This window comes from Streptomyces sp. NBC_01571 (genome assembly GCF_026339875.1).
Taxonomy (GTDB): Bacteria; Actinomycetota; Actinomycetes; order Streptomycetales; family Streptomycetaceae; genus Streptomyces.
Window position 1 is genome coordinate 5,154,934 of sequence record NZ_JAPEPZ010000001.1, and the last position, 26,559, is coordinate 5,181,492.

The window sequence follows — 26,559 nt, forward strand, 5'->3', positions numbered from 1 at the left end:
AATAAGAGGTTAAAATCGCGGTTGACCAGCGGGGACAGGGCACCTCGCAGGTTCTGGGCGTAGGCGCGTCCTGCGGGCGACGTACCGTATGGGCGCGGGCTCAGGTACCGTGGAAGCCCTACGGACCGGTCTCTCCACGGAGAGCCCGTTCCAGATCATGAACGCGTGTCAAGACTCTGGGGCCACCGAGCCCCGTATCCGAGGGGGTCGAGCCATGGGGCGCGGCCGGGCAAAGGCCAAGCAGACGAAGGTCGCCCGCCAGCTGAAGTACAGCAGCGGCGGGACTGACCTCTCGCGCCTGGCCAATGAGCTGGGCGCTTCGACTTCGAGCCAGCCGCCGAATGGCGAGCCGTTCGAGGACGACGACGAGGAAGACGACCCGTACGCCCAGTACGCGGATCTCTACAACGACGACGATGAGGACGAGGACGACCAGTCCGGTCCTCAGTCTCAACGTCGCGGCGCTTGACGCAACAGCGTCCCTCGCGGTTTCCGCGATCTCTCGTAGCAGATTCCTGTTGGCGGACTTCTGCCGACAGATCTTCGCCGGCGGTCCTCCGTCGGCGGGTTCTGTCGGCAGAATTCTCATGACAACCGCACTTCACCCGGTCCGGGGCGCCAGCGCCGGACCGGGTTTTGTGCTGCCCGGAGGGCGTCAGCTCGCGTAGTCGCCGATCAGGGCCGCGCCGGTCGTGTGCTCGCCGCGCTCGGTGATCTCACCGGCGATCCAGGCGTCCACACCGCGGTCCCCGAGGGTGGCGAGCGCCGCGTCCGCCGATTCCTCGGGGACGATCGCGATCATGCCCACGCCCATGTTGAGCGTCTTCTCCAGCTCGAGCCGCTCGACCTGCCCGGTCCGGCCGACGAGGTCGAAGACCGGGGCCGGCATCCAGGTCTCACGGTCGACGATCGCGTGCAGGCCGTCCGGGATCACCCGGGCGAGGTTCGCCGCGAGCCCGCCGCCGGTGATGTGGCTGAAGGCGTGCACCTCGGTGGTCCGGGTGAGCGCCAGACAGTCCAGCGAGTAGATCTTGGTGGGCTCCAGCAGCTCCTCGCCGAGCGTACGGCCGAACTCCTCGACGTGCTGGTCGAGGCTGAGGTTCGCCCGCTCGAAGAGAACGTGCCGGACGAGGGAGTACCCGTTCGAGTGAAGCCCGGAGGCCGCCATGGCGATCACCGCGTCACCCGTGCGGATACGATCCGCACCGAGCAGCCGGTCGGCCTCGACCACGCCCGTACCGGCGCCCGCGACGTCGAAGTCGTCCGGACCCAGCAGACCCGGGTGTTCGGCCGTCTCGCCGCCCACCAGGGCGCAGCCCGCGAGGACGCAGCCCTCGGCGATGCCCTTCACGATGGCCGCGACACGCTCGGGGTGGACCTTGCCGACGCAGATGTAGTCGGTCATGAAGAGCGGCTCGGCGCCGCACACCACGATGTCGTCCATGACCATCGCGACCAGGTCGTGTCCGATGGAGTCGTACACGCCGAGCTGCCGGGCCAGGTCGACCTTGGTGCCGACGCCGTCCGTGGCGGAGGCGAGCAGCGGACGCTCGTACCGCTTGAGGGCGGAGGCGTCGAAGAGGCCGGCGAAGCCGCCGAGTCCGCCGAGGACCTCGGGGCGCTGCGTCTTCTTCACCCACTCCTTCATCAGCTCCACGGCGCGGTCGCCCGCTTCGATGTCGACGCCGGCAGCCGCGTAGGAAGCACCGGAAGGGCTGCCCGTCGCCGGAGGTGACTGATCAGAGACAGAAGACATTGCCTGGGATCTTTCGGGTTGGTGAAACGGGGCTCTGCGGCACTTACGGGCGACGGATGGCGTCAGCCGCGGCCGTGGCTGCGGGACCCGCGGCCAGCTCGGTCTCCAGGAGCTGCTTGCCGAGCAGCTCGGGGTCGGGAAGCTCCATCGGGTACTCGCCGTCGAAGCAGGCCCGGCACAGGTTCGGCTTGGCGATGGTCGTGGCCTCGATCATCCCGTCGAGGGAGATGTACGAGAGGGAGTCGGCGCCGAGCGAGGTGCCGATCTCCTCGACGGTCATGCCGTTGGCGATCAGCTCGGCACGGGTCGCGAAGTCGATGCCGAAGAAGCAGGGCCACTTCACGGGCGGGGAGGAGATCCGGATGTGGACCTCGGCGGCTCCGGCCTCGCGGAGCATGCGCACCAGCGCGCGCTGGGTGTTGCCGCGGACGATCGAGTCGTCGACGACGACCAGCCGCTTCCCCTTGATGACTTCCTTGAGGGGATTCAGCTTCAGGCGGATGCCCAGCTGCCGGATGGTCTGCGAGGGCTGGATGAAGGTCCGGCCGACGTACGCGTTCTTGACCAGACCCGCGCCGAAGGGGATTCCGCTGGCCTCCGCGTAACCGATCGCGGCGGGCGTCCCGGACTCCGGAGTCGCTATCACCAGATCAGCCTCCACGGGGGCTTCCTTGGCGAGCTTGCGGCCCATCTCGACACGGGACAGGTACACGTTCCGGCCGGCGATGTCCGTGTCGGGGCGGGCCAGGTAGACGTACTCGAAGACACAGCCCTTGGGCTTCGCTTCCGCGAAGCGCGAGGTGCGCAGGCCGTTCTCGTCGATGGCGACGAACTCGCCCGGCTCGATCTCGCGGACGTACGCGGCGCCGCAGATGTCGAGGGCGGCGGATTCGGAGGCGACCACCCAGCCGCGCTCCAGTCGGCCGAGGACCAGCGGGCGGATGCCCTGCGGGTCGCGCGCCGCGTAGAGGGTGTGCTCGTTCATGAAGACGAGGCTGAAGGCGCCCTTGACCTGCGGGAGGACCTTCGCGGAGGCCTCTTCCACGGTGAGCGGCTTGCCGTCGTCGTCGACCTGGGCCGCGAGCAGCGCGGTGAGCAGGTCGGTGTCGTTGGTGGCGGCCACCCGGGTGGTGCGGCCGTCCTGCTTGGGGAGGTCGGCGACCATCTCGGCGAGCTGCGCCGTGTTGACCAGGTTGCCGTTGTGGCCGAGCGCGATGGAGCCGTGCGCGGTGGCACGGAACGTCGGCTGGGCGTTCTCCCAGACGGAGGCGCCGGTGGTCGAGTAGCGGGCGTGACCGACCGCGATATGACCCTGGAGCGAACCGAGCGAGGTCTCGTCGAAGACCTGGGACACGAGGCCCATGTCCTTGAAGACGAGGATCTGGGAGCCGTTGCTGACCGCGATACCCGCGGATTCCTGGCCTCGATGCTGGAGGGCGTAGAGCCCGAAGTAAGTGAGCTTGGCGACCTCTTCACCGGGGGCCCAGACTCCGAAGACGCCGCAAGCGTCCTGGGGGCCTTTCTCGCCGGGGAGCAGATCATGATTGAGTCGACCGTCACCACGTGGCACGGCTCCGAGTGTAGGCGAGATCGACCACTGGTCCGAATTGGGGATACGGGGCCGCTGCGGCTCACTTGTCGGCGACCGCCGTGACGTGCGTGCCGTTTGTGCTGGTCAGAGCGAGGCTGCGGTGATCCAGCGTGTAGCGCACCGTGCTGTCGAAGAGGCTCAGCAGGGTGCGCTCGGTGTCCATGAGTGAGGCGTCGCACACCATCCGGGTGGTCCGGGGGGCGCCGAGGGTGATATGTCCGTCGCGGACCGTGGCTTTCGCGGAGACGCTGTTGCAGCCGACGCGGCCGGAAAGCGTGCCCCGGCGCCGGTCCAGGACGAAGTACGCCGCGGCTCCCGCGGGCAGGGGCCGGGCCGCGTCGCCGACGCCGACGGACGTGATGGTCCACTTCGTGCCGTGGAGCGGGACGTCCGCCTCCCTGGTGAGACCGACCCGGTCGCCGTCGCCGGTGGTGAGGGTGAGCCGGTCGCCCTTGACCGCGGCGGTGAACGTGTCCCGGCCGAAGACGCGGACCAGGCTCTTCTCGAAGGCCATCGGGGTCTTCCCGCAGGCCATCTCCGTCATCCGGACGTCGCCGAAGTCGACGCGGTCGTTCTTGACGGTGGCGGTCGAACCGAAGCCGTTGCAGCCGAGGTTGCCGCTGACGCGGCCGTCCCGGTCGATCCGCAGGTAGGCGCCGCCGGGTGAGCGGGTGGTCCTCCCGTCGACGGTGAGGCTGTCGACGTTCCAGTGGACGCCGGTGACGCCGGTGCCGTGCGCCGCGGTGACGGACGACGAGCCCGTCCCGCCGGGGTCACCGCCCGCCGTCTCGGTGCCGCAGGCCACGGCGAGCGGAAGCAGGGTCAGGACGCTGAGGGTCAGTCGCTGCTTGTCCATGGCGATGGGACGGGACGGGTGGGGTGGTCGGTTCCCTCCGGCCCGGCGTCGCGCGGGCCCGTAGGCGTCGCGCGGATCCCCTCGGCGGCGTATTGCGCGGGGCGCGGCACGCGAGGTACGCGGGGCGCGGCGCGCGGGACAGGCGAGGCCCACGGCAGCGGTTACGCGGGTTCCGTCGCCGCGCATGCGCGAGCACCGCGGCGACACACGGCACGCGGGCACGGAGCGGGGAGCACACGGGGCACGGGGCTCGCCCTGACGGACACGCGAGGCGCACCGCAGGGGACTCGCGGGTCCGGCGCCGCTCCGGTGGTGAGGGTGCGGGTCAGCCCATGAGCGGCAGGAGCGGGGCGAGATCCGCCCGCTCCCCGCTCGCGCCGACCCTGGCCTCGTCCAGCGCCGTCCGCCAGTCCACGCGTCCCGTGGCGAGCCGGATCCAGGTCAGCGGGTCCGTCTCGACGACGTTAGGCGGCGTTCCCCGGGTGTGGCGGGGGCCCTCGACGCACTGCACGACGGCGTACGGCGGGATCCGCACCTCCGTCGACGCGCCCGGCGCCTTCACGGCGAGCGCGTCGGCCAGCAGCCGGGTGCAGGTGGCCAGGGCCTGGCGGTCGAAGGGGATGTCCGTGCCGGCGGCGCGGTTCAGGTCGTCGGTGTGCACGACGAGTTCCACCGTGCGGGTGACGAGGTAGTCGGCGAGGGTCATGGCGCCGGTGGGGGCACCGGCCGCCCGGTCGGAGCCGGGGGTCCGGGGGAGCGTGGCGAGCAGCCGGCCGTCGGGTGCGGTGGCCAGCCGCTCGGCGTACCGCTCCCCGGTGCGGGCGTAGAGCGCGTCGAGGTCGGGGTGGTCCGCGGCCAGGCGGCGCGTGCCGGCGGCGATGTCGCCCGCCCGCCCGGCGGTGGCGCACGGCCAGTCGAGCAGCGTGACTTCCCTGCCCGCGGGTTCCGGCCGGTCGAGGTTCCGGCTGACGTTCTCCAGGGCCGTCGTGACGTGCGCGGCCAGTTCCCGCACAGTCCAGTCCCCGAGGCCCGAGGACCGCGCCAACCGCTCCTCGTCGAGGTCGCGTACGCCGTCGCGCACGTGTCCGAACTGTGCGAGCACCGCCGCGCGCGTCTTGACGGGGTCGTAGGTGCGGGTGCGTTTCCTGGCCGGAGGCATGATCCCCAGAGTAGGCGGTGGACGGACGCGGGCGTGGGGCACGGGCGCGCGAAGGCCCCGCCCGGAAGTCCGCTTCCGGGCGGGGCCTTGACACTCGTACGGCCCGCGGTGCTACGCGAGGAGCGCCGGGATCGTCCCCTCGTGCGCCGTGCGCAGCTCCGTCAGCGGGAGCACGAACTCGCCCTGCACCTCGACCACCGCGGTCGCGTCGGACTCGGTCCCGTCCACGACACCGATGCGGGTGACGGGCAGGCCCCGCGCGCCGCACATGTCGTTGAAGCGGAGCTCCTCCGAGCGCGGGACGGCGACGACCGCGCGGCCCGCCGACTCCGAGAAGAGGAAGGTGAAGGCGTCGAGACCGTCGGGCACGACCAGCCGCGCGCCCTTGCCGCCGAGCAGCGCCGATTCGACCACGGCCTGGATCAGACCACCGTCGGACAGGTCGTGCGCCGAGTCGATCATGCCGTCGCGGGAGGCGGAGATGAGGATCTCGCCGAGCAGCCGCTCGCGCTCCAGGTCGACCTGCGGAGGCAGCCCGCCGAGGTGGTCGTGGACGACCTGCGACCAGGCCGAACCACCGAACTCCTCACGGGTGTCGCCGAGCAGGTAGAGGAGCTGTCCCTCTTCCTGGAAGGCGACCGGGGTGCGGCGGGCGACGTCGTCGATGACGCCCAGCACGGCCACCACCGGGGTCGGGTGGATCGCGGCCTCGCCCGTCTGGTTGTAGAGCGAGACGTTGCCGCCGGTCACCGGAGTGCCCAGCTGCAGGCAGCCGTCGGCGAGACCGCGGACGGCCTCGGCGAACTGCCACATGACGGCCGGGTCCTCGGGCGAGCCGAAGTTCAGGCAGTCGGAGACGGCGAGCGGCTTGGCACCGGTCGTCGCGACGTTGCGGTAGGCCTCGGCGAGCGCGAGCTGCGCACCCGTGTAGGGGTCGAGCTTCGCGTACCGGCCGTTGCCGTCCGTGGCGATGGCGACGCCGAGTCCGGTCTCCTCGTCGACGCGGATCATGCCCGAGTCCTCGGGCTGCGCCAGCACCGTGTTGCCCTGCACGAAGTGGTCGTACTGGGAGGTGATCCAGGACTTGGAGGCCTGGTTGGGAGAGCTCACGAGCCGGAGGACCTGGTCCTTGAGCTCCTCGCCCGTCGCCGGACGCGGCAGCTTGTTCGCGTCGTCGGCCTGGAGGGCGTCCTGCCACTCGGGGCGGGCGTAGGGGCGCTCGTAGACCGGGCCGTCGTGCGCGACCGTGCGCGGGTCGACGTCGACGATCTTGCCGCCGTGCCAGAAGATCTCCAGCCGGTCGCCGTCGGTGACCTCACCGATGACGGTGGCGATGACGTCCCACTTGTCGCAGATCTCCAGGAACCGGTCGACCTTCCCCGGTTCGACGACCGCGCACATGCGCTCCTGCGACTCGCTCATGAGGATTTCCTCGGGAGAGAGCGTCGAGTCCCGCAGCGGTACGTCGTCCAGGGTCACGCGCATGCCGCCGGAGCCGTTCGAGGCGAGCTCGGAGGTGGCGCAGGACAGACCGGCCGCGCCGAGGTCCTGGATGCCGACGACCAGCTTCTCGGCGAAGGCCTCCAAGGTGCACTCGATGAGGAGCTTCTCCTGGAAGGGGTCGCCGACCTGGACGGCGGGACGCTTCGACGGCTTGGCGTCGTCGAAGGTCTCGGAGGCCAGGATGGAGGCGCCGCCGATGCCGTCGCCGCCGGTGCGGGCCCCGTAGAGGATGACCTTGTTGCCCGCGCCGGACGCCTTGGCGAGGTGGATGTCCTCGTGCTTCATGACGCCGATGGCCCCGGCGTTGACGAGGGGGTTGCCCTGGTAGCAGGAGTCGAAGACGACCTCCCCGCCGATGTTGGGCAGGCCCAGGCAGTTGCCGTAGCCGCCGATGCCTGCGACGACACCGGGCAGGACGCGCTTGGTGTCGGGGTGGTCGGCCGCGCCGAACCGCAGCGGGTCGACGACGGCGACGGGGCGGGCGCCCATCGCGATGATGTCGCGCACGATGCCGCCGACGCCGGTGGCCGCGCCCTGGTAGGGCTCGACGTACGACGGGTGGTTGTGCGACTCGACCTTGAAGGTGACGGCGTAGCCCTGGCCGACGTCGACGACACCGGCGTTCTCACCGATGCCCACGAGGAGCGCGTCGGACTGCGGGGCCTTCTCGCCGAACTGGCGCAGATGCACCTTCGAGGACTTGTACGAGCAGTGCTCGGACCACATCACGGAGTACATGGCGAGCTCGGCGCCGGTCGGACGGCGGCCGAGGATCTCGACGACGCGCTCGTACTCGTCCTTCTTCAGGCCCAGTTCGGCCCAGGGCAGCTCGACGTCGGGGGTCGCGGCCGCGTTCTCGACCGTGTCCAGAGGCGTGCGGCTCATGCGGTGACCAGCTTCTTGAGGATCGAGGTGAAGAAGGGGAGGCCGTCGGTGCGGCCGGAGCCGACGAGGGGCTCGACGGCGTGCTCCGGGTGCGGCATCAGACCGACGACGTTGCCCGCCTCGTTCGTGATGCCGGCGATGTCGCGCAGCGAGCCGTTCGGGTTGACGTCCAGGTAGCGGAACACGACCCGGCCCTCCGCCTCCAGCATGTCGAGCGTGCGCTCGTCGGCGACGTACCGCCCGTCCATGTTCTTCAGCGGGATGTGGATCTCCTGGCCCGACGCGTAGTCGGCCGTCCAGGAGGTCCCCGCGTTCTCCACCCGCAGCTTCTGGTCGCGGCAGATGAAGTGGAGGTGGTTGTTGCCGAGCATCGCGCCGGGCAGGAGGTGCGCCTCGGTGAGGACCTGGAAGCCGTTGCAGATGCCGAGAACCGGCATTCCGGCCTTCGCCTGGGCGATCACGGTCTCCATCACGGGCGAGAAGCGCGAGATGGCGCCGGCCCGCAGATAGTCGCCGTACGAGAAACCGCCGGGCAGCACCACGGCGTCGACCTGCTTGAGGTCCTTGTCCTTGTGCCAGAGGGCGACGGGTTCGGCGCCCGCGAGCCGGATCGCGCGCTGGGTGTCACGGTCGTCGAGGCTGCCCGGAAAAGTGACGACTCCAATACGAGCGGTCACTTTCCTGCCTCCACCTTCTCGTCCTCCACCTTCACGGTGAAGTCCTCGATCACGGTGTTGGCGAGGAAGGATTCCGCCAGTTCGTGGATGCGGGCGAGGGCGGCCTCGTCGACCGGTCCGTCCACTTCCAGTTCGAATCGCTTTCCCTGACGTACGTCGGAGACGCCTTCGAAACCGAGACGCGGCAGTGCACGCTGCACCGCCTGGCCCTGGGGGTCGAGGATCTCCGGCTTGAGCATGACGTCGACTACGACGCGTGCCACTGGCACTCCCGGTGTGTGGTGCTGAGCAGGTCCCTTCAGACTACCCGTACAAAATTTCTACCCGCGTAGATTCGTAGAATCCTACGTGAGCCCGATCACGATCCCGCATCGACGCGGGGGCCTGCACGGAAAATCCTGGGAAAAACCGCAGAAGAGCGGTGGGACCCCATTGCCTCCTGACACGCGGAAGGATTTAGTCGGGCTTCACAATGCAATGCCCGGCACTGTACAAAGGAATTGGCAATAGCCGATACTTTGCCCAATAACAGCCGGACAGTCGGCATCTCCCCGACAACTCCGTGGCGTCCGCGCACGTCATGGGGTGTGATCGCAGAGGTGCCGCGCGAAGGGACCGATATTCGTGGCGCAGCGTGTCGTGGTCACTCTCTTCGACGACATCGACGGCTCGGAAGCGGCGGAAACGATCGCCTTCGGACTCGACGGCAAGTCGTACGAGATCGACCTCAATCCAACCAATGCCAAGAAACTGCGTAAGGTCCTCGCGCCCTACGTCGAGGCCGGCCGCAAGCAGTCGAAGTCCGGGAAGGCCTACACGCACACCGCGTTGACGCCCGACCCGGCCGCCGTCCGCGCCTGGGCCCGCTCCAACAAGCTGGACGTGCCGCCGCGCGGCCGCATCCCCAAGAAGGTCTACGAGGCGTTCGCCGAGGCGCACTGAGGCCCGCGCTCCGTCCGCCTCGGGGCGCCCCCACTGCCCCGGGGGTGCCCGCGAGGGCCCGTCAGCGGGCCTTGCCGACAACCGACTTGCGCAGACCCCCAGGTGATCAGCTACAGTCTGGAACACGCCGAGGGGCAAGGCCGAAAGGCCCGAACCCCGAGGAGTCACGCGGGTGTAGTTCAGTAGTAGAACATCCCCCTTCCAGGGGGAAGGCGCAGTGTGCAATTCCTGTCACCCGCTCTGCAACCCTTACCGATCAGGTAGGGTGGTGCTCGCACCGATCGGTGAAAGCCGGTCGGGGGCAAATGCGGACGTAGCTCAGTTGGTAGAGCGCAACCTTGCCAAGGTTGAGGTCGCGAGTTCGAGCCTCGTCGTCCGCTCCAGGAAGCAAAGACCCCGGTCAGTCGACCGGGGTCTTTCTCGTATGTCCGTCACACGGCTGCCGCATGAGCCGAAGACGTGTGTCCAGGTCGTGTGTTGAAAGCCCGTGCCGAAGGCCCGTGCCGATGGCCTGTGCCGGTGGGACCCGGTGAGAAGGAACAGCGAGAAGGCACCGGCATGCGGGCGTCTGACATTTGTCATGCGGAGTGATGACACCGCGCACTGCTGCCGCGTCCGGTCCGCGGGGACGCTGATTTCATGAACACGAACGAGCACGATGACGTGATTGAGGTCACCGATCTGCGGCGCGTGTACGGGGCAGATTTCGAAGCCGTGCGCGGAGTCACCTTCTCCGTGGGCCGCGGTGAACTCTTCGCACTGCTGGGAACGAACGGCGCGGGCAAGACCTCCACGGTCGAGCTGCTGGAAGGCCTCGCCCCGCCGGCCGGCGGACGGGTCCGGGTCCTCGGGCACGATCCGTACGAGCAACGCGCCGCCGTCCGGCCCCGGATCGGCGTGATGCTGCAGGAGGGCGGCTTCCCCTCCGAACTGACGGTCGCGGAGACCGTACGGATGTGGGCGGGCTGCACGAGCGGAGCCCGGCCGACGGCCCGGGCACTCGACCTGGTCGGGCTCACACGGCGGTCCCGCGTACGGGTGAAACAGCTGTCCGGAGGCGAGAAACGGCGCCTGGACCTGGCGCTCGCCCTCCTCGGCCGCCCCGAGGTCCTCTTCCTCGACGAGCCGACGACCGGGCTGGACGCCGAAGGGCGCAGGGAGACCTGGGAGTTGGTACGCGAGCTCCGCGACACCGGCACGACCGTGCTGCTGACCACGCACTACCTGGAGGAGGCGGAGCAGCTGGCCGACCGGCTCGCGGTCCTCCACGAAGGGCGCATCGCGGCCTCCGGCACCCCCGCCGAGGTGACCGCGTCCCAGCCGTCCCGGATCTCCTTCGAACTGCCGGCCGGCTACTTCCTCGGGGACCTGCCGCCGCTCGGCACGCTCGGCGTGACCGACCACGAGACGGCGGGCCGCACCGTCAGGCTGCGTACCGACGAACTCCAGCGGACCGCGACCCGACTCCTGCGGTGGGCCCAGGACGAACAGGTCGAACTGCGGGGACTCGACGTCCGGTCGGCCTCGCTGGAGGAGGCGTTCCTGCGGATCGCGCGGGACGCGTCCGGGGCCGACGGAGTCTCCGGTACCGGGTCCCGGGCCGAGGCCGGCTCCGATGACCGTGACACAGGGGCGACGACGGAGAAGGAGGCCGTGGCATGAGCGCGGCGACCATGACCGACCCCCGTACGGGGACCACCACGACGGCGGGGCGGATGGCGGCGCTCGCACGCGCCGAGCTGACCCTGCTGGGACGAACGAAGGCGACGCTCGCCGCTGCCGTGATCGTGCCGCTGGCCCTGCCGTTCAGCCTGCGCTCGACCGTCGACCAGATGGACCTGAAGGGCACCGGACTCTCGGTGGGCTCGGTCGTCCTGCCGTCCTCCGTCGGTTTCTCCCTCCTCTTCGCGGTCTACAGCTCGCTGGTGAGCGTGTACGCGGCCCGCCACAAGGAGCTCGTCCTCAAGCGGCTGCGCACCGGGGAACTGCGGGACACGGAGATCCTCGCGGGCGCTGCCCTGCCTTCGGTCGCGATCGGTCTGGTGCAGTGCCTGGCCCTGACCGTCGCATGTGCCGCCCTGCTGGACGTCGGGGCACCCCAAGCCCCCCATCTCGCCGTCCTGGGCCTGCTTCTGGGCCTGGCGATGTGGCCTCCGCTCGCGGCCGTCACCGCGAGCCTCAGCAGGAGTGTGGAAGGCGCCCAGGTGACCGCCATGCCCCTGATACTGCTGTCCCTGCTCGGTTCGGGCACCTTCGTCCCCCTCCAGATGATGCCCGGCGCACTGGCCTCGGCCTGTGAACTGCTGCCCCTGACCCCGGTGATCACCCTGGTCCGCGGCGGCTGGACCGGCGGCCTGTCCGCGCACGACGCCCTGGGCGCCGTCGGGACGGCGGTGGCCTGGACCGTGTTCGCGGTGTTTGCTGTACGGCGGTGGTTCCGCTGGGAGCCGCGGCGGTGACCACGCACCCTCGGAGGTCGGTATGAGCAGGCCGGGCGGCTGGTGGCGGGGCAAGAGCACGCCGGCGAAGGTCGAGACCTACACGCGGTGGTCGTTCCACTTCTTCGCCCTGATCGAGATCACCTCGATCGGACTGCCGCTGTTCGCGAACGTGGCCGGCACGCTGTCCTGGTGGCTGTTCGCGCTGGTGTGCGGGCACTCCGCGCTCTGCGCGGCGACCGCGTCGCGGGCGCTGGACTGGGTACGCGGCACCCGCGACCGCCCCCGGCGGATGCTGACCGCGCTGGCGGCGGTCACCGCTCTGGTCGCCGTGGTGGCGCTCACCCTCTCGGGCACGGACTGGCGTCCGGCGACCGACGTCGAGGTGCGCCAGGGCGCCTCGATGTTCGTCGGTGTCATCGCCTTCGGCACCGGGACCCTCGCGCTCGGCACGCGGGACCGGCGCCGGATGACCCATGTGGTGGTCGGGGCGACGGTGGGTGCCGGAGCGGTGTCGTTCCCGCTCGGCTTCCCCGGCCCCGCCGCGCTGATCATCGCCGGCACGGTCCTGCTCACCGCCGGATTCCTCGCCTTCACGGCCGCCTTCTCCGTCTGGCTGCTCAACGCCGTGTACGAACTCGACGCGGCCCGCGAGACCCGGGCCCGCCTCGCGGTCGCCGAGGAGCGGCTGCGGTTCGGACGCGATCTGCACGACGTGATGGGCCGCAACCTCGCGGTGATCGCGCTGAAGAGCGAACTCGCCGTGCAGCTGGCCCGGCGCGGGCGGCCGGAGGCCGTGGACCAGATGACCGAGGTGCAGCGGATAGCCCGGGAGTCCCAGCGCGAGGTGCGCGAGGTCGTACGCGGCTACCGCGAGGCCGACCTCACCGTCGAACTCGCGGGCGCTCAGGGTGTGCTGAAGGCCGCCGGCATCACCTGCGAGGTGACCGGTTCCGCGACGAGACTTCCCGCACAGGTTCAGTCGGCGCTCGGCTGGGTCGTCCGGGAAGCGACGACGAACGTGCTGCGGCACGGGGACGCGCGGCGGTGCGGGGTCTCGCTGCGGGTGGCGGACGGGAGGGTCACCCTCACGGTGGAGAACGACGGGGTGCCGGACGCGGTCGCCGCCGCCTCCGGAGCGGGAGAAGGCGCCGGGCCCGGCGACGGCTCCCGGCCCGGCGACGGCTCCGGGCCGGGCGAGGGCTCCGGGCTCGTGGGCCTGCGGGAGCGGCTGACCGAGTTGGACGGGACCTTGCGGGCCGGACCGGCCGACGGCGGCACGTTCCGTTTGACGGCCGAGGTGCCGCTTCCGAATCCGGCGGAGCCCGATCAGCCGGAGGCGAATCCACCGGAGCCGAATCCGTCGGCGGTGCCCGCGCCGCGTCGAGTGAACGAGGTCAGATCATGACGCACGTACCGTCCCCGTCACCCGTACCGCCCGTACCGCCCGTACGTCTGCTGCTCGCCGACGACGAACATCTGATCCGGGGAGCGCTCGCCGCGCTGCTGGCCCTGGAGGACGATCTCGTGGTGGTCGCCGAGGCGGCGACCGGGCCCGAGGCACTGGCCATGGCACGGGCGCACGTTCCCGATGTCGCCGTGCTCGATCTCCGGATGCCGGGGGCGGACGGTGTGAGCGTGGCCACATCGCTGCGGGCCGAACTGCCCGGCTGCCGGGTGCTGATCGTGACGAGCCATGGGCGGCCGGGTCATCTGAAGCGGGCGCTTGCGGCAGGTGTACGGGGCTTTGTCCCCAAGACCGTCAGCGCGCAACGGCTCGCCGAGATCATCCGTACCGTGCACGCGGGAAACCGTTACGTGGACCCGGAGTTGGCCGCCGACGCGATCTCCGCCGGGGACTCCCCGCTGACCGCGCGGGAGGCCGAGGTGCTCGAGTTCGCCGCCGACGGCGCGCCCGTCGCGGAGATCGCGGAACGGGCCGCGCTGTCGCAGGGGACGGTACGGAACTATCTGTCGTCCGCCGTCTCCAAACTCGGGGCGGAGAACCGGCACGCGGCGGTGCGTCTCGCACGGCGGCGAGGTTGGGTATAGTTGCTCTCGCACCACAGCGCATGCGGACGTAGCTCAGTTGGTAGAGCGCAACCTTGCCAAGGTTGAGGTCGCCAGTTCGAACCTGGTCGTCCGCTCCAGTGCAGAAGCCCCCGGCCTCCGGCCGGGGGCTTCTTCGTGTGCCGACCCGCTCCCTCAGCTCCAGCTGGTGCCGGTCAGCCGCTCGAACGCCTCGATGTACTTGGCGCTCGTCGCCTCCACGACATGCGCCGGGAGCGCGGGCGGCGGCTGCTCGCTCCTGCGGTCCCAGCCCGACTCGGCGGACGTCAGCCAGTCGCGGACGAACTGCTTGTCGAAGGACGGCTGGGCGCGGCCCGGCTCCCACGCGTCGGCCGGCCAGAAGCGCGACGAGTCCGGGGTCAGCACCTCGTCGGCCAGGACGAGGGTCCCGTCCTCGTAGCCGAACTCGAACTTGGTGTCGGCGAGGATGATCCCGCGCTCACGCGCGATGTCGCGTGCGCGGCCGTACACGGCGAGGGTCGCCTGACGCAGCTGCGCCGCGGTCTCGGCGCCGACCTGGCGGGCGACCTCCTCGTACGGGACGTTCTCGTCGTGCTCGCCGACCTCGGCCTTGGTGGCGGGGGTGAAGATCGGCGCGGGGAGTTCCGAGCCGTCGACGAGGCCCTCGGGCAGGGCGAGACCGCAGACCGTACGGGAGGCGTCGTACTCCAACAGGCCGGAGCCGGTGAGGTAACCGCGCGCGACGCACTCGACCGGAACCATCCGCAGCGACTTGCAGATCAGGGTGCGGCCGGCCCAGTCGGCGGGGGCGCCGGGCGGGAGTTCGGTGCTCAGGACGTGGTGGGGGACGAGGTCGGCGAGCTTGTCGAACCACCACAGGGAGAGCTGGGTGAGGACCCGGCCCTTGTCGGGAATCTCGGTGGGCAGTACCCAGTCGTAGGCGGAAAGACGGTCACTGGCGATCATCACGAGGTCGCCCGCCTCGTTCCGGTACAGGTCGCGCACCTTGCCGGTGTGCAGATGCACCAGACCCGGGACCTGGAGGGGCTCGGGCTTTTCGACGAATCCGGACACGGTTCCTCCCCGTATTTCTGTCCAAGTGGCTCGATTCTCCCGTATGCGGAGAGCGGCTCCGGCCACGGGGTGCCTGGACGGCGCGGGGAGGTACCGCGCGGGGTGCACGGCGGGTGCGCGCCGCGGCGCCTGCTCAGTCCCGTTTGCAGATGCGGTCGAGGAGGTTGGCCGTGGCCCGCTGGACGCGGGTGTCGACGTGGCCCGGCCGGTCCAGGGCCGGGGACCAGGCGAACGTCCCGGACGCAAAGACCAGCGCGCCGGAGGGCGCTCGGTAGAGGGAGGTCTCCTGGTGGCGGACGGCGCCCTCGCTGTCCCGGTACGGGGAGTGGGCGAGGAGGATGCGGCCGTCGTGCTCCGGCAGCGGGGCGCGGGGGAAGTAGCGGTCGGCCTCGCCCGCGACCATGCCCTCGAGTTCGTCGCCCTCGTGCGCGCCGGTGGCGTCCCACAGCCAGTGGTCGCAGTTGCGCACGACCAGGGGGTGGGGGTCGGGGACCCTGCCCGCGTACTGGATGCCGATGAGCTGCTGCTCGGGCCGGTCGATCTCCCGCCACAGCGACGGCTTTCCGGGGCCCCTGCGCTTGCGGCAGGTCAGCAGGCGGTCCGCGACACCGGACGGCGAGGGACCCAACTCCACTTGCCAGTACATGGTGTTGGCGGAGAGGAAGACCAGCGAAGTGCCGTTTCCGCAGGCGAGTTCCGCGGTGCGGCGCATGGCCGGCGACCAGTACTCGTCGTGGCCCGGGAAGACCAGGCCGCGGTAACGGGTGGGGTCGACGCGGCCGGCGTGCAGGTCACGGGCGTCGGCATAGGCGAGGTCGTAGCCGTAGCGCTCGGCCCAGCGGATGAAGTCGTAGGCGTGGCCGACGTGGAGAGGGAGGCCCGCGCCCGCGTACGGGCGGTCGAAGGAGACCGTCGTCGCCGCGTCCGCCTCCCCGAGGAGCCGGCCGTCCTCGTCCCACGCGTGATAGAGGCTCGCGCCCGTACGGCCGTCCTCCGGATAGAGGTTGTACGCCTGCCAGGTGATGTCCGGGAGCAGGAGCAACAGGTCGGCGGGGTGGTTGTCGCGGACAGTGAAGGGGACGTGGGAGCGGTAGCCGTCGGCGGTGGTCAGTACGGCCACGTACGCGCCGATGTTCCAGTAGCTCGGGATCTGCAGGCGCCAGGACAGCCACCAGTGGTGGCAGGAAACGGTTCTGTCGGCGGTGAGCGGCGGGGGCTGGACGATCCCGGAGAGGCGGGGGCTGGTGGTGATCTTGCTGGCGCCGTCGCCTCCGTAGTGCCCGATGCGGTAGATGTCGACGCTGAATTCCTGGGGCGGATCGACGGTGACATGGAAGTCGATGGCCTCGCCCGGGGCGGCCGCGCCGTTGGAGGCGAACCCCTTGATCTGGCGGTGCACGTCGTCCGCGGAGCGGGGGCCCCCGATCCTGGGCTGGGGAATGGCACCCCTCACCGGCTTCGTGGCGTCCCGCAGGAGGGTGGCGCCGGGGGCGTGGTCGATGTACCAGGGGACGACGTGCCCGGTGTCGTCGAAGTACTGCTCGTCGCCGCGGAGCCAGGGAACGGGTCCCTGGCCGAAGGGGTCCGTCACGGCGTGCGCGAGAGCTCCCGACTCCCAGCGACGGATCTGCTCCGATCCCATGCCTGCTCCCCTCCCTCGTGCCCCCGTCGGTTCCGTCAACCTCTGCCCGGCGCGCGAGTCTCTGCCCGGCGCGCGATCGGTCCCAGCACATCACATTACGCACGCACTCCGTCACCGTTCGTCGCGAATTGACGTGAACGGAACGGGGGAATCCGGACCCGGGCGGGAGAATCCGGACCGGGGTGAGTGGGAAGGGTCCCACTCGCTCGGTGCCGAGCACGGTACTCGGCCCGGTACCGGCGCGTCGCTGTCGTGTTCAGACGAGCCGGACCGGCTTCTCCGGGCGGACACCGAGGCGGCGGAGCCAGTCCCGGAGGGGGGCCGGGTCCCCGTCCTCGACCAGGGTCAGGACGCGCGGGCCCAGATCGGCCGCACGTTCGCCGCCGACCAGGAGGGACGGTCCGTCGAGCCAGTCGAGCCCGGGCGCCGCGCCCGCCGTGTCCATCGCGGCGCAGCAGACCATCGCGGTGACGTGGTCGGCCAGCAGCTCGCGTCCCGTGCGCGGCGGCTGGAGCGGGAAGAGCGGCAGCATCCCGTCCTCCCAGAACGCCAGGTCGGGCCCCGGCTGCTCCGCGCCGCCACTCGGTACGGAGACCGGCACCGACGCCTCGTCCCGGGCCAGCTCCGCGCTGAGGCCGGCCGCGAGCGCCGCCGTCCGCTCGCTCCCGAGGCAGAGATCGCCGTCGTCCTCGTCCGCGCCCATCCGCTCGTACGCTCCGCGCCGCTTGGTGACGAAGGGGACGGAATCCGGCTCGGGGGCCGTCCCGGAGGCGGCGCGCGTGCCGGTGTCGGCGTCGGTGGCTGCGTCGGCATCGGTGGCTGCGCCGGCTTCGCCGTCGTTCGGCGGCACCGTCAGGTGGTCCAGGACGCGTGCCAGTGTCGGGCCGCCACGGTCGGGCACCGTCGGGTCCGAGGAGTGGCGGACGCCCAGCGCGTCCAGGACCCGGTGCAGGCGGGCGGCGTCGGTCCGCCAGGTGCGGTCGACGACCTCGTCCGGATACTCCTGCCAGTCCACCGGAGCCCAGTCGGGCCCGGTCTCCGCGGGCCCGCCGTGGAAGAGCCGGGCGGCGAGCAGCGAGGCCGCCTCGTCCACCGTGCCGGGCTCTTCGAGCAGGTCGCAGGCGGGGCGCTCGCCGAGGCGCGAGGTGAAGCCCTCGGCCAGCCGGTCGCGGCGGGAGAGCTCGGTGAGGGCCGCGACGACACCCGCGTCCAGCCGGGACGGCCAGCGGCCCATCCGCCAGGCGGGCAGTGCGACGCGGTTCAGCAGCCGGTCCCAGCCCGCGTAGGCCAGGCCCACCTGTTCCTGGGCGACGATCCGCAGGCCGTAGTCCACGGCCTGCGCGCGCTCGGCCGCGGCGGCCGCCACTCCGCGCTCCATCTCGGCCGCGTGCCCCCGGCAGCTGCGCAGCAGCAGGCGGGTCACCCAGCCGACACCGGCCAGCACCGTGCGGACCACCGGGCCGTGGGCGGGTGCCGAGGCCACGGCCACGGCCGCGTCCAGCCCCCGTACGAACCGGCGGGCCGCGGCTATGTCCGGGTGCGCGGAGGGTCCCGTACCGGCGACGACCGGGGCGAGGACGGCGCGCAGTTCACCGACGCGCATCCACCACAGGAAGGGCGAGCCGATGACGAGGACGGGAGCGGCGGGGGTGCGGCGGACGTGCGCCGAGGCTCCTCGTGCGCCCGTTATCTCGTCCCTGGCCCGGGGCGGCGGCGGTCCGTGCGCCGGGTGGGTGCGGTCCTCCAGCCAGCTGTCGCAGTCCGGGGTGAGCGCTATCGCGGAGGGGGGAGGGACGTCGAGGCGGTCGGCCAGGTCCCGGACCATGCGGTACAGGTCGGGGGCGGATTCCTCCGCTACCGGGACCGTGGGGCTCACGGCGGGACGGGCGCGGGCGACGACGAGCGCGATGCCCGCGGCCGCGAGGAGGACGAGGCCGGCGAGGACCGCTACGACCCAGCGCGTGACGGGCCACGCCCCGCCGGTGATGTGACCGGTCGAGCCGCCGACGAGCAGCACGACGGCGACAGCCGCGGGCAGCAGGGCTACGGCCAGCGCGCGGCTGCGGATCCGCAGCACGGCGAGAGCCCGGGAGCGCGCGGCCTGCGCGCCCACCTCCACACCCATACCGGTCACGACCGGAGGTCACCCCCTACTGTCCGCTCGTACGGGGCTGTTTCACAGCCCGCGCCGGCGGATGCCCTGGCTTTGCTCACTCCCCCACTGTGGCACCCGCCACCGACATCGCAATGCCGGTGGGCCAAGTGCCGGAATGCTTTCGCCGCACCCTAGTTGGGGCCTCGGTCCCCGTCAGGCGGTTGGGGCATCGCTCACTCGATGGAATGGCTTTGGGGAAAGGTGGATGACCGTGGGCAATGATCAGGCCCCGGATTCCGTACAGAATCCGGGGCCCAGGGGCAGGTCGTGGACCGGGTGCTACGCCGTCGCCGCGGCCCCCGCCGAGGATTCGGCCGCGGCCTTCGCGGCGATGTCCGTACGGTGCTGGGAACCGTCGAGGCCGATACGGGCGAGCGCCGTGTACGCGCGGTCGCGCGCCTCGGTGAGGCCGGTGCCGGTCGCCGTGACGGACAGCACGCGGCCCCCGGCGCTCACGACCGCGTCGCCGTCGTACTTCGTCCCGGCGTGCAGGACGTACGCGTGCGGGGCGTCCTGGGCCGCCACCTCGTCGAGCCCGGTGATGGGATCGCCGGTACGCGGGGTGTCCGGGTAGTTGTGCGAGGCCACGACCACGGTGACCGCCGCGCCGTCGCTCCAGCGCAGCGGCGGCAGGTCGATGAGCGTGCCCTCGGCGGCGGCGAGGAGGACGCCGGCCAGCGGGGTCTTCAGACGGGCGAGGACCACCTGCGTCTCGGGGTCGCCGAAGCGGGCGTTGAACTCGATCACCCGTACGCCGCGGCTCGTGATCGCCAGGCCCGCGTAGAGAAGCCCGGAGAACGGGGTGCCGCGGCGGCGCAGCTCGTCGACGGTCGGCTGGAGAACGGTCTCCATGACCTCCTCCACCAGCTTCGGGTCCGCCCACGGGAGGGGCGAGTACGCGCCCATGCCGCCGGTGTTCGGGCCCTGGTCGCCGTCCAGCGCGCGCTTGAAGTCCTGGGCGGGCTGCAGCGGGACGACCGTCACACCGTCGGTGATCGCGAAGAGGGAGACCTCGGGGCCGTCGAGGAACTCCTCGATGACGACGCGTTCGCAGGCGTTGGCGTGCTCCCGGGCCTTCGCGAGGTCGTCGGTCACCACGACGCCCTTGCCGGCCGCGAGGCCGTCGTCCTTCACGACGTAGGGGGCACCGAAGGCGTCCAGCGCCTCGTCGACCTCTTCGGGAGCCGTGCAGACGTAGGAGCGGGCGGTCGGAACGCCCGCCCGTGCCATCACGTCCTTGGCGAAGGCCTTGGAGCCCTCCAGCTGCGCGGCCTCCTCGGAGGGGCCGAAGCAGGGGATGCCCGCGGCGCGCACGGCGTCGGCGACCCCGGCGACGAGCGGTGCCTCCGGGCCCACGACGACCAGCTCGGCACCGAGCTCGGTGGCCAGCGCGGCCACCGCGGCGCCGTCGAGGGCGTCGACCGCGCGCAGCTCGGCCACGTCCGCGATGCCTGCGTTCCCGGGGGCGCAGTGCAGGGCGGTGACGGCGGGATCGAGGGACAGGGAACGGCACAGGGCGTGTTCGCGGGCGCCGCCGCCGATGACAAGGACCTTCACGGGGTCAGCCTAACCGCCGGGGGCGAGTGTCCTTGTGGGGGCTTCCGAAGCGGGGGGTCGGCGGAGTTGGTGGGATCCTCCAAGTGGTCCTTGGGGGTTCCTGGGGTTCTCGGCTGTTCCGGGGGTCTCGGGGTCCCGGGTGACTCGCCGTCCCGGCGTCCCGGCGTCCTGGCGTCCTGGCGTCCTGGCGTCCCGGGGTCCTGGCAGGGACGTGGACAGGAACCGTGGCTCGGACGGTCACGGGCCCGTGACCGTGGCCGGACTCGGGCCCGGGCTACTCGTTCGAGAACTCCTCGACCACCGTGGCACCCAGTTCGCGGACGATCAGGTCGTGGCCCGAGAGTGCGGACTCGTCGAGGTCGGGGTCGTCGTCCTCGGGAATGTCGTCCTCGGGGGCCACCGGGGGCGGCGGCTCGGGGGCGGGAGGTCCGCTGGGTCTCGACGCGGGCGCGGCCGGGGCCTGGCCCGCGGGCGGCCCCTGCGGCGCGGCGGCGCGCGAGGCCGGGGCCTGCGACTGCGGGGCCGCGGGACGCGGTGCGGCCGGCGCCCCGCCGTATCCGGCACCGCCACCGCCGTACCCGCCGCCTGCGCCACCACCACCGCCGCCGAACCCGGGGCCGGGTGCCGTCATCGGCGGCGGTGCCGAGCCGCCCGAGGCGTCGACGATCGCCTCGATCTTCCACTGGATGTTGAACTGCTCGGCCAGCGCCTGCTTGAGGACGTCCTCGCTGCCGCTGCTCGCGAAGTTGTCCCGCGCGCCCGCGTTGACGAAGCCGATCTGCAGCGTCGTGCCGTCGTACCCGGTCACCTGGGCGTTCTGGCTGAGCAGGATCCAGGTGAAGCGACGGCGGTTCTTGACCGCCTCCAGGATGTTCGGCCACAGCACGCGGGGGTCGGGGCCACCGGCCGGGGGCGCCTGCGTCGGCGCCGCGGCGGGCGCCGCCGGGTTGCCAGGGGTGGTGGGAGCCGAAGGCGTCGGGGCTGCTGGGGGTGCGGCCTGGGCCTGGCCTCCGCCCGCGGAAGCCGGCGTCGGCCAGCCACCGGGCCGCCTGCCGCTGCCGGCGGCCGTCGCGGTGGGCCACGCACCGGGCGCGGGCCCCGCCGGCGGAGCCGCCGCGGCGGCCGGCGCCGGTGCCGGTGCCGGTTCGCTCGTCGGAGCGGGGGCGGCCGGCGTGGGGGCCTGGGACGCGGCGGCGGGTGCGGCCGGGGTGGGAGCCCCCGCACCCTGCGCCGGAGCCGCACCGCCGACACCAGCACCAGCACCGGCACCGGCACCGGCACCGGCACCGGCACCGGCAGTGTCGTACCCCCCGTGCCCCTCGGAGCCCGCGCCGCCGGGACCTTGCGCCCGTACGGCGGCCCGGGCCGCGGCGGGTCCGCCGCCCGGCGGGACCCCGGGGCCACCGGGGGCCGCGGTGGCCGCGGCCGCCATTCCATGTACTTCGGGACCGGGCACATACCCCATGGCGGGGGCGCCACCGCCGGAGAAGTTCACCCCGCGCTCGATACGGTCCAGCCGGGCCATGAGGGCCCGCTCGTCCCCGTAGGCGGCGGGCAGGAGCACGCGCGCGCAGATGAGTTCGAGCTGGAGCCGCGGCGAGGTGGCGCCGCGCATCTCCGTCAGTCCTTCGTTGACGAGATCGGCGGCGCGGCTGAGCTCGGCGGCACCGAAGACCCCGGCCTGGGCCTGCATGCGCTCCACCACGTCGGACGGGGCGTCGATGAGCCCCTTCTCGGCGGCGTCGGGCACGGCCGCCAGGATCACCAGGTCGCGCAGCCGCTCCAGCAGGTCGGCGACGAACCGCCGCGGATCGTTGCCCCCCTCGATCACGCGGTCCACGACCTCGAAGGCCGCGGCGCCGTCCCCCGAGGCGAACGCCTCGACGACCGAGTCGAGCAGCGACCCGTCCGTGTAGCCGAGGAGCGAGGTGGCCATGGCGTATGTCACACCCGCGTCGGCCGCTCCCGCGAGGAGCTGGTCCATGACGGACATGGAGTCACGCACGGACCCCGCGCCGGACCGCACGACCAGCGGCAGCACCCCGTCCTCGACGGGAATGCCCTCGCGCCCGCAGACCTCGCCGAGGTACTGGCGGAGGGTCCCCGGCGGCACCAGCCGGAACGGGTAGTGGTGCGTACGGGACCGGATCGTCCCGATGACCTTCTCGGGCTCGGTGGTGGCGAAGATGAACTTGAGGTGCTCCGGCGGCTCCTCGACGACCTTCAGCAGCGCGTTGAAACCCGCCGACGTGACCATGTGGGCCTCGTCGATGATGTAGATCTTGTACCGGCTGCTCGCGGGCCCGAAGAACGCCTTCTCTCGCAGGTCACGGGCGTCGTCGACACCACCGTGCGAAGCGGCGTCGATCTCGATGACGTCGATGGATCCCGGGCCGTTGCGTGCGAGGTCGCGGCAGGACTGGCACTCCCCGCAGGGCGTCGGCGTGGGCCCCTGCTCGCAGTTGAGGCACCTGGCCAGGATGCGCGCGCTGGTGGTCTTGCCGCACCCGCGCGGACCGCTGAACAGGTACGCGTGATTGACCCGGTTGTTCCGCAGCGCCTGCTGCAACGGGTCGGTGACATGCTCCTGCCCGATGACCTCGGCGAACGACTCCGGGCGATAGCGGCGGTACAGCGCGAGAGACGACACACCTACGAGGTTATAGGCGCCCACTGACAACAAGGACCGCCCGCGATGACAGCGTCCGGCAAGCGGGGACGGCACGCCCTCACATCCCCGGCAGACGCAAGCGCCCCCCACGCACCCGCCAGAGCCAACCTACCCTTGCTGCCTTCCGGCCCTGGGGGAGTTCAGTCAGATAGCGCCACGTGAGGGGCTGCGCTCACAGTACCCGATCCGAGCGGGGGGAACGAGTTCGCGAGCACTCCTCAACGTCTTGTATTGTTTGCCGCGGAGGATTCGCCTAGTGGCCTAGGGCGCACGCTTGGAAAGCGTGTTGGGGGCAACCCCTCACGAGTTCGAATCTCGTATCCTCCGCCAGTGCCTCACCGGGCACGACTCGAAGGGCCCCACCGTTCGCGGTGGGGCCCTTCGACGTTGTCCTCAGCCCTCGTTGTCCTGGTTTTTGTCCACAGCGGGTTCCTCCGCAGGTCCCCAGATCGCTTCGGCGATCTTCCGAGCGACGTCCTTGAACACTGCGTCGGGCACATGCAGGTACCGCGCCCGCATACTCGCGGACGTACCCGGCTCCCACCCCATGATCTGATCAATGACGCGGGACGGACACCGAGCAGCATGAGAACGGTCGCGGCCGTGTGACGTGCGTCATGCAGCCGCCCGTCCCGTACCCCGCGTCCTCCAGCAGTCGCTTCCAGTCGTGATAGTCCGTGTTCGGACTCAGCGGGCCCCCAAGCAGCTTGGTGAACACTTAGTCCGACTCGGCCCACAGGTCGCCGGACGCCTTACGCTCACGCTCCTGCGTCTCGCGGTGCGCACGGAGCATGACGACCAGCGGGCCCGGCAGGGGCACGGCTCGCCGGCCTGCCCGGGACTTGGTGTTCTTGGTCTCGCGCCGGACCTGCACCTTGGCAGGGCAGTACCCCGCCTTCCGGCCGCACGGCGAGGCTTCCGGGCACCCGTGCTCGTAGCGGGGCGGAGACGGTTCCGGCGCAGTTTCAGGTACTCGTTGTCCAGGTCGACGTCAGACCAGCGCAGTCCGAGCGTCTCGCCCCTGCCGCAGTCCGAGCGCCAGTGCCGGCATCCAGAGCGCGCTGTTCCGGCGCTTGTTGGCTTTGAGCAGCAGGCACTGAACCTCTTCCAGGGAGTAGGGCTCCACCTCGGATTCGTCCTCCTCCAGCCGCGGTCGGCGCGCCGCAGCACACCGCCTCCACCACGGCGGATCACCTGCTTGCCCACCTCAGGAGAAGATCACGAAGACCTGGAAGATCCTCCGCGGCTGTCGGCTGAAGGGCGACGGAATCCCACCGCGCCATGATTGGCATCGCCCGTCTCCACAACCTTGCCCTCACCGGATGAACGAGCGTGCCGGACCTCGACCGACCACGCTCACACCGACTCGAAGATTGATTACGGGACAACGCTCAGCCATGGCGGGTGTGCCCACAAATCCCACGTGGACGGCGGTACACGACCGTGCTGCACGCGCGTACGGATCACAGGACCGAGTTCGTGGTCGGGTAGCGGCTGGTCGGTGGATCGCGGGCGGTATGACGGTGTGTCTGTAGGGCCGCGCAGGGCGGGTGTGGCTTGATCGTCGGGCGGTCCCGGCAGGGGCCTGAACATCAACCGACGTCCGTGGCACGTGCGGAGTGCCACGCTCTTTGTCGAGGAGTCCCCATCGTGAGACCGACCCTGCAACATGTCATGTTCCCTCGACGTGGCGCGGGAGCCGCGGGTGAGCGGCGGCGCCCGGCCAGGCGTGCTGCCGTCCTGTTCGCCGCGGTGGCGCTGCCGGCGGCCCTGGTGGTGCCCTCGGCCACGCCCGCCGCAGCGGCGGTGCCCGTGACGGTCACCTTCAACACGGGCGCCGACCAGCCCTTCACCGTCCCGGCCGGCGTCACCCAACTGACCGTCACCGCCACAGGCGCCGCAGGACAAAACGGGACCAACGGCGGCACAGCCGGCAACGGCGCCACCGTCACCGGCACCGTCACGGTGCCGCCGAGCACCACCACCCTGTATGTCAACGTCGGCACGGGCGGGGGCGTCGGCGGCGGATCGGCGACTACGGGCGGTGCCGGCGGCGGTTCCAGCGATGTCCGCACCTGCAGCTCGGCCGGCCCCGGCTGCACCCTGACCGGCGTTCCCGGCACCGACCCCCGCCTCATCGTCGCGGGCGGCGGAGGTGGCGGCGGAAGCGGCTACTCCTCCCTCCTCAACCCGGAGGCCACCGGCGGAAACGCCGGAATCACCGGGGGGGCCGGCGGCAGCAGAACGAACAGCGGCCAGGGCGGCGGCGGCGGAACCCAGACCGCCGGCGGCGCAGGCGGAGCCGCATGCCCCTTTTCCGGTGGTACATCCGGCACTCCGGGCACGGGCGGTGCGGGCGGCAACGGCGGAGGCGGCTTCGGGGCGGGCGGAGGCGGGGGCGGCTGGTTCGGTGGCGGCGGCGGCGGAGGCTGCAACCGTATTGATTTTCCTCCCGCTTTCGGTCCCGGTGGTGGCGGTGGTGCGTCGAACCGCGTCCCCACGGGTGGCACCTCCGGACCTGCCGCGGGAGCGGCCAAGGTGACCATCACCTACGAGCCGGTGCCCCCCACCTGCGCGACCGCCACGCCGACCATCACCGGCACCAACGGCAACAACGTCCTGATCGGCACTCCCGGCGATGACGTGATCTTCGGCCTCGGCGGCAACGACGTGGTCGACGGCCGCGGTGGCAACGACATCATCTGCGGCGGCGACGGCAACGACTCCCTCACCGGCGGCGACGGCAACGACCGCATCGAAGGCGGCAACGGCACCGACACCCTGAACGGCGGGAATGGCAACGACGCCCTCTTCGGCGGTCCCGGCAACGACGCCCTCTTCGGCGGCACCGGCACCAACACCAACGACGGCGGCACCGGCACCAACGCCTGCTTCAACCCCTCCACCGGACCCGGCTGCTTCTGACCCCGCACACGCCTCCGACCTGATCGACGAACATCAGAAACGGGCCCCGGCACATCCCTCGTCACAGCGGCGACCCACGCACGAGGCCCGTTTCAACACTTCGTCCATCCGAGGAGAGGAAGCCTGCTCGCATACGGAGCCGAGTCCAGAGGCTCCTCCGCCAGTGCCTCACCGGGCACGACTCGAAGGGCCCCACCGTTCGCACTGGGGCCCTTCGACGTTGTCCGTCTCGGTTTCGGTCTCGGTTTCCGTCTCGACCGGCATTTCCTTCGGCTCCGGACGGCTCCCGGAGAGCCTGTCCGACCTGCCACGCGGCCTTCCGGCACATCGGGCCCGTGACGCGCGTGTACCGAGCGCTCATCCGGGCCGCTCCTCCGGGCTCCCGTCCCATGATCGCGTCGGCCACGACGTCCGGGACGCCAAGGATCAGGAGCACGGTCGCCGCCGTGTGACGAGCGTCATGCAGCGGTCCACCCCGAACGCCCGGTGAGGCGAAGACGGACCCCTCGCCCTCGCCGTCCGCACCGGCCGCGATCCGCTCGCGACGGGCCCGCTCCCCGTCGGGCGGTAACGGCCTTCCGTCCGCACGAGCAGTCCCCATAAACGTGCGCGGTACTTGGCCCGTTCCGCGATCAAGATCGATACATCTCGATATGGCCAGAAATACGAAGTGCCGCCACGCTGAGCAACGACTCCA

19 protein-coding genes, 4 tRNA genes, 1 other RNA gene and 3 pseudogenes are annotated in these 26,559 nt (G+C 71.3%); 12 read left to right on the forward strand and 15 right to left on the reverse strand.

Annotation, left to right across the window (positions count from 1 at the left end):
- Positions 1–214 precede the first annotated feature (214 nt).
- A complete protein-coding gene (locus tag OHB41_RS23160; protein WP_037615441.1) occupies positions 215–469 on the forward strand; it encodes a DUF3073 domain-containing protein in 255 nt (84 codons plus the stop codon).
- A gap of 186 nt (positions 470–655) precedes the next feature.
- Here OHB41_RS23160 and purM read toward each other — a convergent pair whose 3' ends face one another.
- The 7 genes from purM to purS all read right to left on the reverse strand — a co-directional run bounded on the left by purM (position 656) and on the right by purS (position 8,690).
- Entirely contained in the window at positions 656–1,756 is a 1,101-nt protein-coding gene (gene purM, locus OHB41_RS23165; protein WP_266700139.1) for a phosphoribosylformylglycinamidine cyclo-ligase, read from the reverse strand.
- 43 nt (positions 1,757–1,799) lie between these two features.
- Entirely contained in the window at positions 1,800–3,326 is a 1,527-nt protein-coding gene (gene purF / locus OHB41_RS23170; RefSeq protein ID WP_266700140.1) for an amidophosphoribosyltransferase, read from the reverse strand.
- A 61-nt stretch (positions 3,327–3,387) separates the two neighbouring features.
- Positions 3,388–4,203, reverse strand: coding sequence for an META domain-containing protein (locus tag OHB41_RS23175; protein WP_266700141.1), 816 nt, complete (start codon positions 4,201–4,203; stop codon positions 3,388–3,390).
- Between the two features lie 325 nt (positions 4,204–4,528).
- The gene (locus tag OHB41_RS23180; RefSeq protein ID WP_266700142.1) at positions 4,529–5,362 is read right to left on the reverse strand and encodes a maleylpyruvate isomerase family mycothiol-dependent enzyme; all 834 of its coding nucleotides are present in this window, start codon (positions 5,360–5,362) and stop codon (positions 4,529–4,531) included.
- 111 nt (positions 5,363–5,473) lie between these two features.
- A complete protein-coding gene (purL, locus tag OHB41_RS23185) occupies positions 5,474–7,750 on the reverse strand; it encodes a phosphoribosylformylglycinamidine synthase subunit PurL (RefSeq protein ID WP_266700143.1) in 2,277 nt (758 codons plus the stop codon).
- Entirely contained in the window at positions 7,747–8,427 is a 681-nt protein-coding gene (gene purQ, locus OHB41_RS23190; RefSeq protein WP_266700144.1) for a phosphoribosylformylglycinamidine synthase subunit PurQ, read from the reverse strand. Before purQ ends, purL begins: the two co-directional genes overlap by 4 nt.
- Complete coding sequence (gene purS, locus OHB41_RS23195) at positions 8,424–8,690, reverse strand: phosphoribosylformylglycinamidine synthase subunit PurS (RefSeq protein WP_266700145.1); 267 nt, start codon at positions 8,688–8,690, stop codon at positions 8,424–8,426. Before purS ends, purQ begins: the two co-directional genes overlap by 4 nt.
- A gap of 361 nt (positions 8,691–9,051) precedes the next feature.
- Here purS and OHB41_RS23200 point away from each other — a divergent pair, with 361 nt between their 5' ends.
- The 8 genes from OHB41_RS23200 (at position 9,052) to OHB41_RS23235 (ending at position 13,957) form a co-directional block, all read left to right on the forward strand.
- On the forward strand, positions 9,052–9,369 hold the full coding sequence (locus tag OHB41_RS23200; protein ID WP_266700146.1) for a histone-like nucleoid-structuring protein Lsr2: 318 nt from the start codon (positions 9,052–9,054) through the stop codon (positions 9,367–9,369).
- A 168-nt stretch (positions 9,370–9,537) separates the two neighbouring features.
- Positions 9,538–9,609, forward strand: a tRNA-Gly gene (locus OHB41_RS23205).
- Between the two features lie 67 nt (positions 9,610–9,676).
- Positions 9,677–9,752: transfer RNA gene (locus OHB41_RS23210), tRNA-Gly, on the forward strand.
- Between the two features lie 256 nt (positions 9,753–10,008).
- Positions 10,009–11,031: an ABC transporter ATP-binding protein gene (locus OHB41_RS23215; protein ID WP_266700147.1), complete on the forward strand. Its 1,023-nt coding sequence runs from the start codon at positions 10,009–10,011 to the stop codon at positions 11,029–11,031.
- Complete coding sequence (locus OHB41_RS23220; protein ID WP_266700148.1) at positions 11,028–11,828, forward strand: ABC transporter permease; 801 nt, start codon at positions 11,028–11,030, stop codon at positions 11,826–11,828. Before OHB41_RS23215 ends, OHB41_RS23220 begins: the two co-directional genes overlap by 4 nt.
- A gap of 22 nt (positions 11,829–11,850) precedes the next feature.
- Positions 11,851–13,215: a sensor histidine kinase gene (locus tag OHB41_RS23225; protein WP_266700149.1), complete on the forward strand. Its 1,365-nt coding sequence runs from the start codon at positions 11,851–11,853 to the stop codon at positions 13,213–13,215.
- Entirely contained in the window at positions 13,212–13,859 is a 648-nt protein-coding gene (locus OHB41_RS23230) for a response regulator transcription factor (protein ID WP_266700150.1), read from the forward strand. The genes OHB41_RS23225 and OHB41_RS23230 overlap by 4 nt, the downstream gene beginning before the upstream one ends.
- A gap of 22 nt (positions 13,860–13,881) precedes the next feature.
- Positions 13,882–13,957: transfer RNA gene (locus OHB41_RS23235), tRNA-Gly, on the forward strand.
- A 55-nt stretch (positions 13,958–14,012) separates the two neighbouring features.
- On the opposite strand, the gene OHB41_RS23240 is transcribed toward OHB41_RS23235, so the two are convergent.
- The 6 genes from OHB41_RS23240 to ffs form a co-directional block, all read right to left on the reverse strand.
- Positions 14,013–14,912 carry a phosphoribosylaminoimidazolesuccinocarboxamide synthase gene (locus tag OHB41_RS23240; protein ID WP_266700151.1) on the reverse strand — a complete coding sequence of 300 codons (900 nt, stop codon included), beginning with the start codon at positions 14,910–14,912 and terminating at the stop codon, positions 14,013–14,015.
- 133 nt (positions 14,913–15,045) lie between these two features.
- Entirely contained in the window at positions 15,046–16,554 is a 1,509-nt protein-coding gene (locus OHB41_RS23245) for a N,N-dimethylformamidase beta subunit family domain-containing protein (RefSeq protein ID WP_266700152.1), read from the reverse strand.
- A gap of 256 nt (positions 16,555–16,810) precedes the next feature.
- Positions 16,811–18,688 carry a M48 family metalloprotease gene (locus OHB41_RS23250; RefSeq protein WP_526024954.1) on the reverse strand — a complete coding sequence of 626 codons (1,878 nt, stop codon included), beginning with the start codon at positions 18,686–18,688 and terminating at the stop codon, positions 16,811–16,813.
- Between the two features lie 300 nt (positions 18,689–18,988).
- Positions 18,989–20,266: a phosphoribosylamine--glycine ligase gene (gene purD, locus OHB41_RS23255; protein ID WP_266700153.1), complete on the reverse strand. Its 1,278-nt coding sequence runs from the start codon at positions 20,264–20,266 to the stop codon at positions 18,989–18,991.
- A 274-nt stretch (positions 20,267–20,540) separates the two neighbouring features.
- A complete protein-coding gene (locus OHB41_RS23260; protein WP_266700154.1) occupies positions 20,541–22,916 on the reverse strand; it encodes a DNA polymerase III subunit gamma and tau in 2,376 nt (791 codons plus the stop codon).
- Between the two features lie 93 nt (positions 22,917–23,009).
- An RNA gene (gene ffs / locus OHB41_RS23265) (signal recognition particle sRNA small type) lies at positions 23,010–23,108 on the reverse strand.
- Positions 23,109–23,179: 71 nt separating this feature from the next.
- On the opposite strand from ffs, the gene OHB41_RS23270 reads away from it, so the two are divergent.
- Positions 23,180–23,267, forward strand: a tRNA-Ser gene (locus tag OHB41_RS23270).
- 63 nt (positions 23,268–23,330) lie between these two features.
- Here OHB41_RS23270 and OHB41_RS23275 read toward each other — a convergent pair.
- A pseudogene (locus OHB41_RS23275) lies at positions 23,331–24,105 on the reverse strand (site-specific integrase); the annotation flags it as partial.
- Here OHB41_RS23275 and OHB41_RS23280 point away from each other — a divergent pair.
- Positions 24,059–24,263, forward strand: a pseudogene (locus OHB41_RS23280) (hypothetical protein); the annotation flags it as partial. The pseudogenes OHB41_RS23275 and OHB41_RS23280 sit on opposite strands and share 47 nt — an antisense overlap.
- A gap of 324 nt (positions 24,264–24,587) precedes the next feature.
- Positions 24,588–25,862, forward strand: coding sequence for a calcium-binding protein (locus tag OHB41_RS23285; RefSeq protein WP_266700155.1), 1,275 nt, complete (start codon positions 24,588–24,590; stop codon positions 25,860–25,862).
- Positions 25,863–26,145: 283 nt separating this feature from the next.
- Here the strand turns inward: OHB41_RS23285 and OHB41_RS52670 are convergent.
- Positions 26,146–26,346, reverse strand: a pseudogene (locus OHB41_RS52670) (site-specific integrase); the annotation flags it as partial.
- Between the last annotated feature and the right edge of the window lie 213 nt (positions 26,347–26,559).

Excerpts from the sequence above, each read along its gene's own strand:
- purM (WP_266700139.1), bottom strand. The coding sequence starts at position 1,756 with ATGTCTTCTGTCTCTGATCAGTCACCTCCGGCGACGGGCAGCCCTTCC.
- OHB41_RS23230 (WP_266700150.1), top strand. The coding sequence starts at position 13,212 with ATGACGCACGTACCGTCCCCGTCACCCGTACCGCCCGTACCGCCCGTA.
- purL (WP_266700143.1), bottom strand. The coding sequence starts at position 7,750 with ATGAGCCGCACGCCTCTGGACACGGTCGAGAACGCGGCCGCGACCCCC.
- OHB41_RS23245 (WP_266700152.1), bottom strand. The coding sequence starts at position 16,554 with ATGGGATCGGAGCAGATCCGTCGCTGGGAGTCGGGAGCTCTCGCGCAC.
- OHB41_RS23175 (WP_266700141.1), bottom strand. The coding sequence starts at position 4,203 with ATGGACAAGCAGCGACTGACCCTCAGCGTCCTGACCCTGCTTCCGCTC.
- OHB41_RS23220 (WP_266700148.1), top strand. The coding sequence starts at position 11,028 with ATGAGCGCGGCGACCATGACCGACCCCCGTACGGGGACCACCACGACG.
- OHB41_RS23180 (WP_266700142.1), bottom strand. The coding sequence starts at position 5,362 with ATGCCTCCGGCCAGGAAACGCACCCGCACCTACGACCCCGTCAAGACG.
- OHB41_RS23225 (WP_266700149.1), top strand. The coding sequence starts at position 11,851 with ATGAGCAGGCCGGGCGGCTGGTGGCGGGGCAAGAGCACGCCGGCGAAG.
- OHB41_RS23215 (WP_266700147.1), top strand. The coding sequence starts at position 10,009 with ATGAACACGAACGAGCACGATGACGTGATTGAGGTCACCGATCTGCGG.
- OHB41_RS23160 (WP_037615441.1), top strand. The coding sequence starts at position 215 with ATGGGGCGCGGCCGGGCAAAGGCCAAGCAGACGAAGGTCGCCCGCCAG.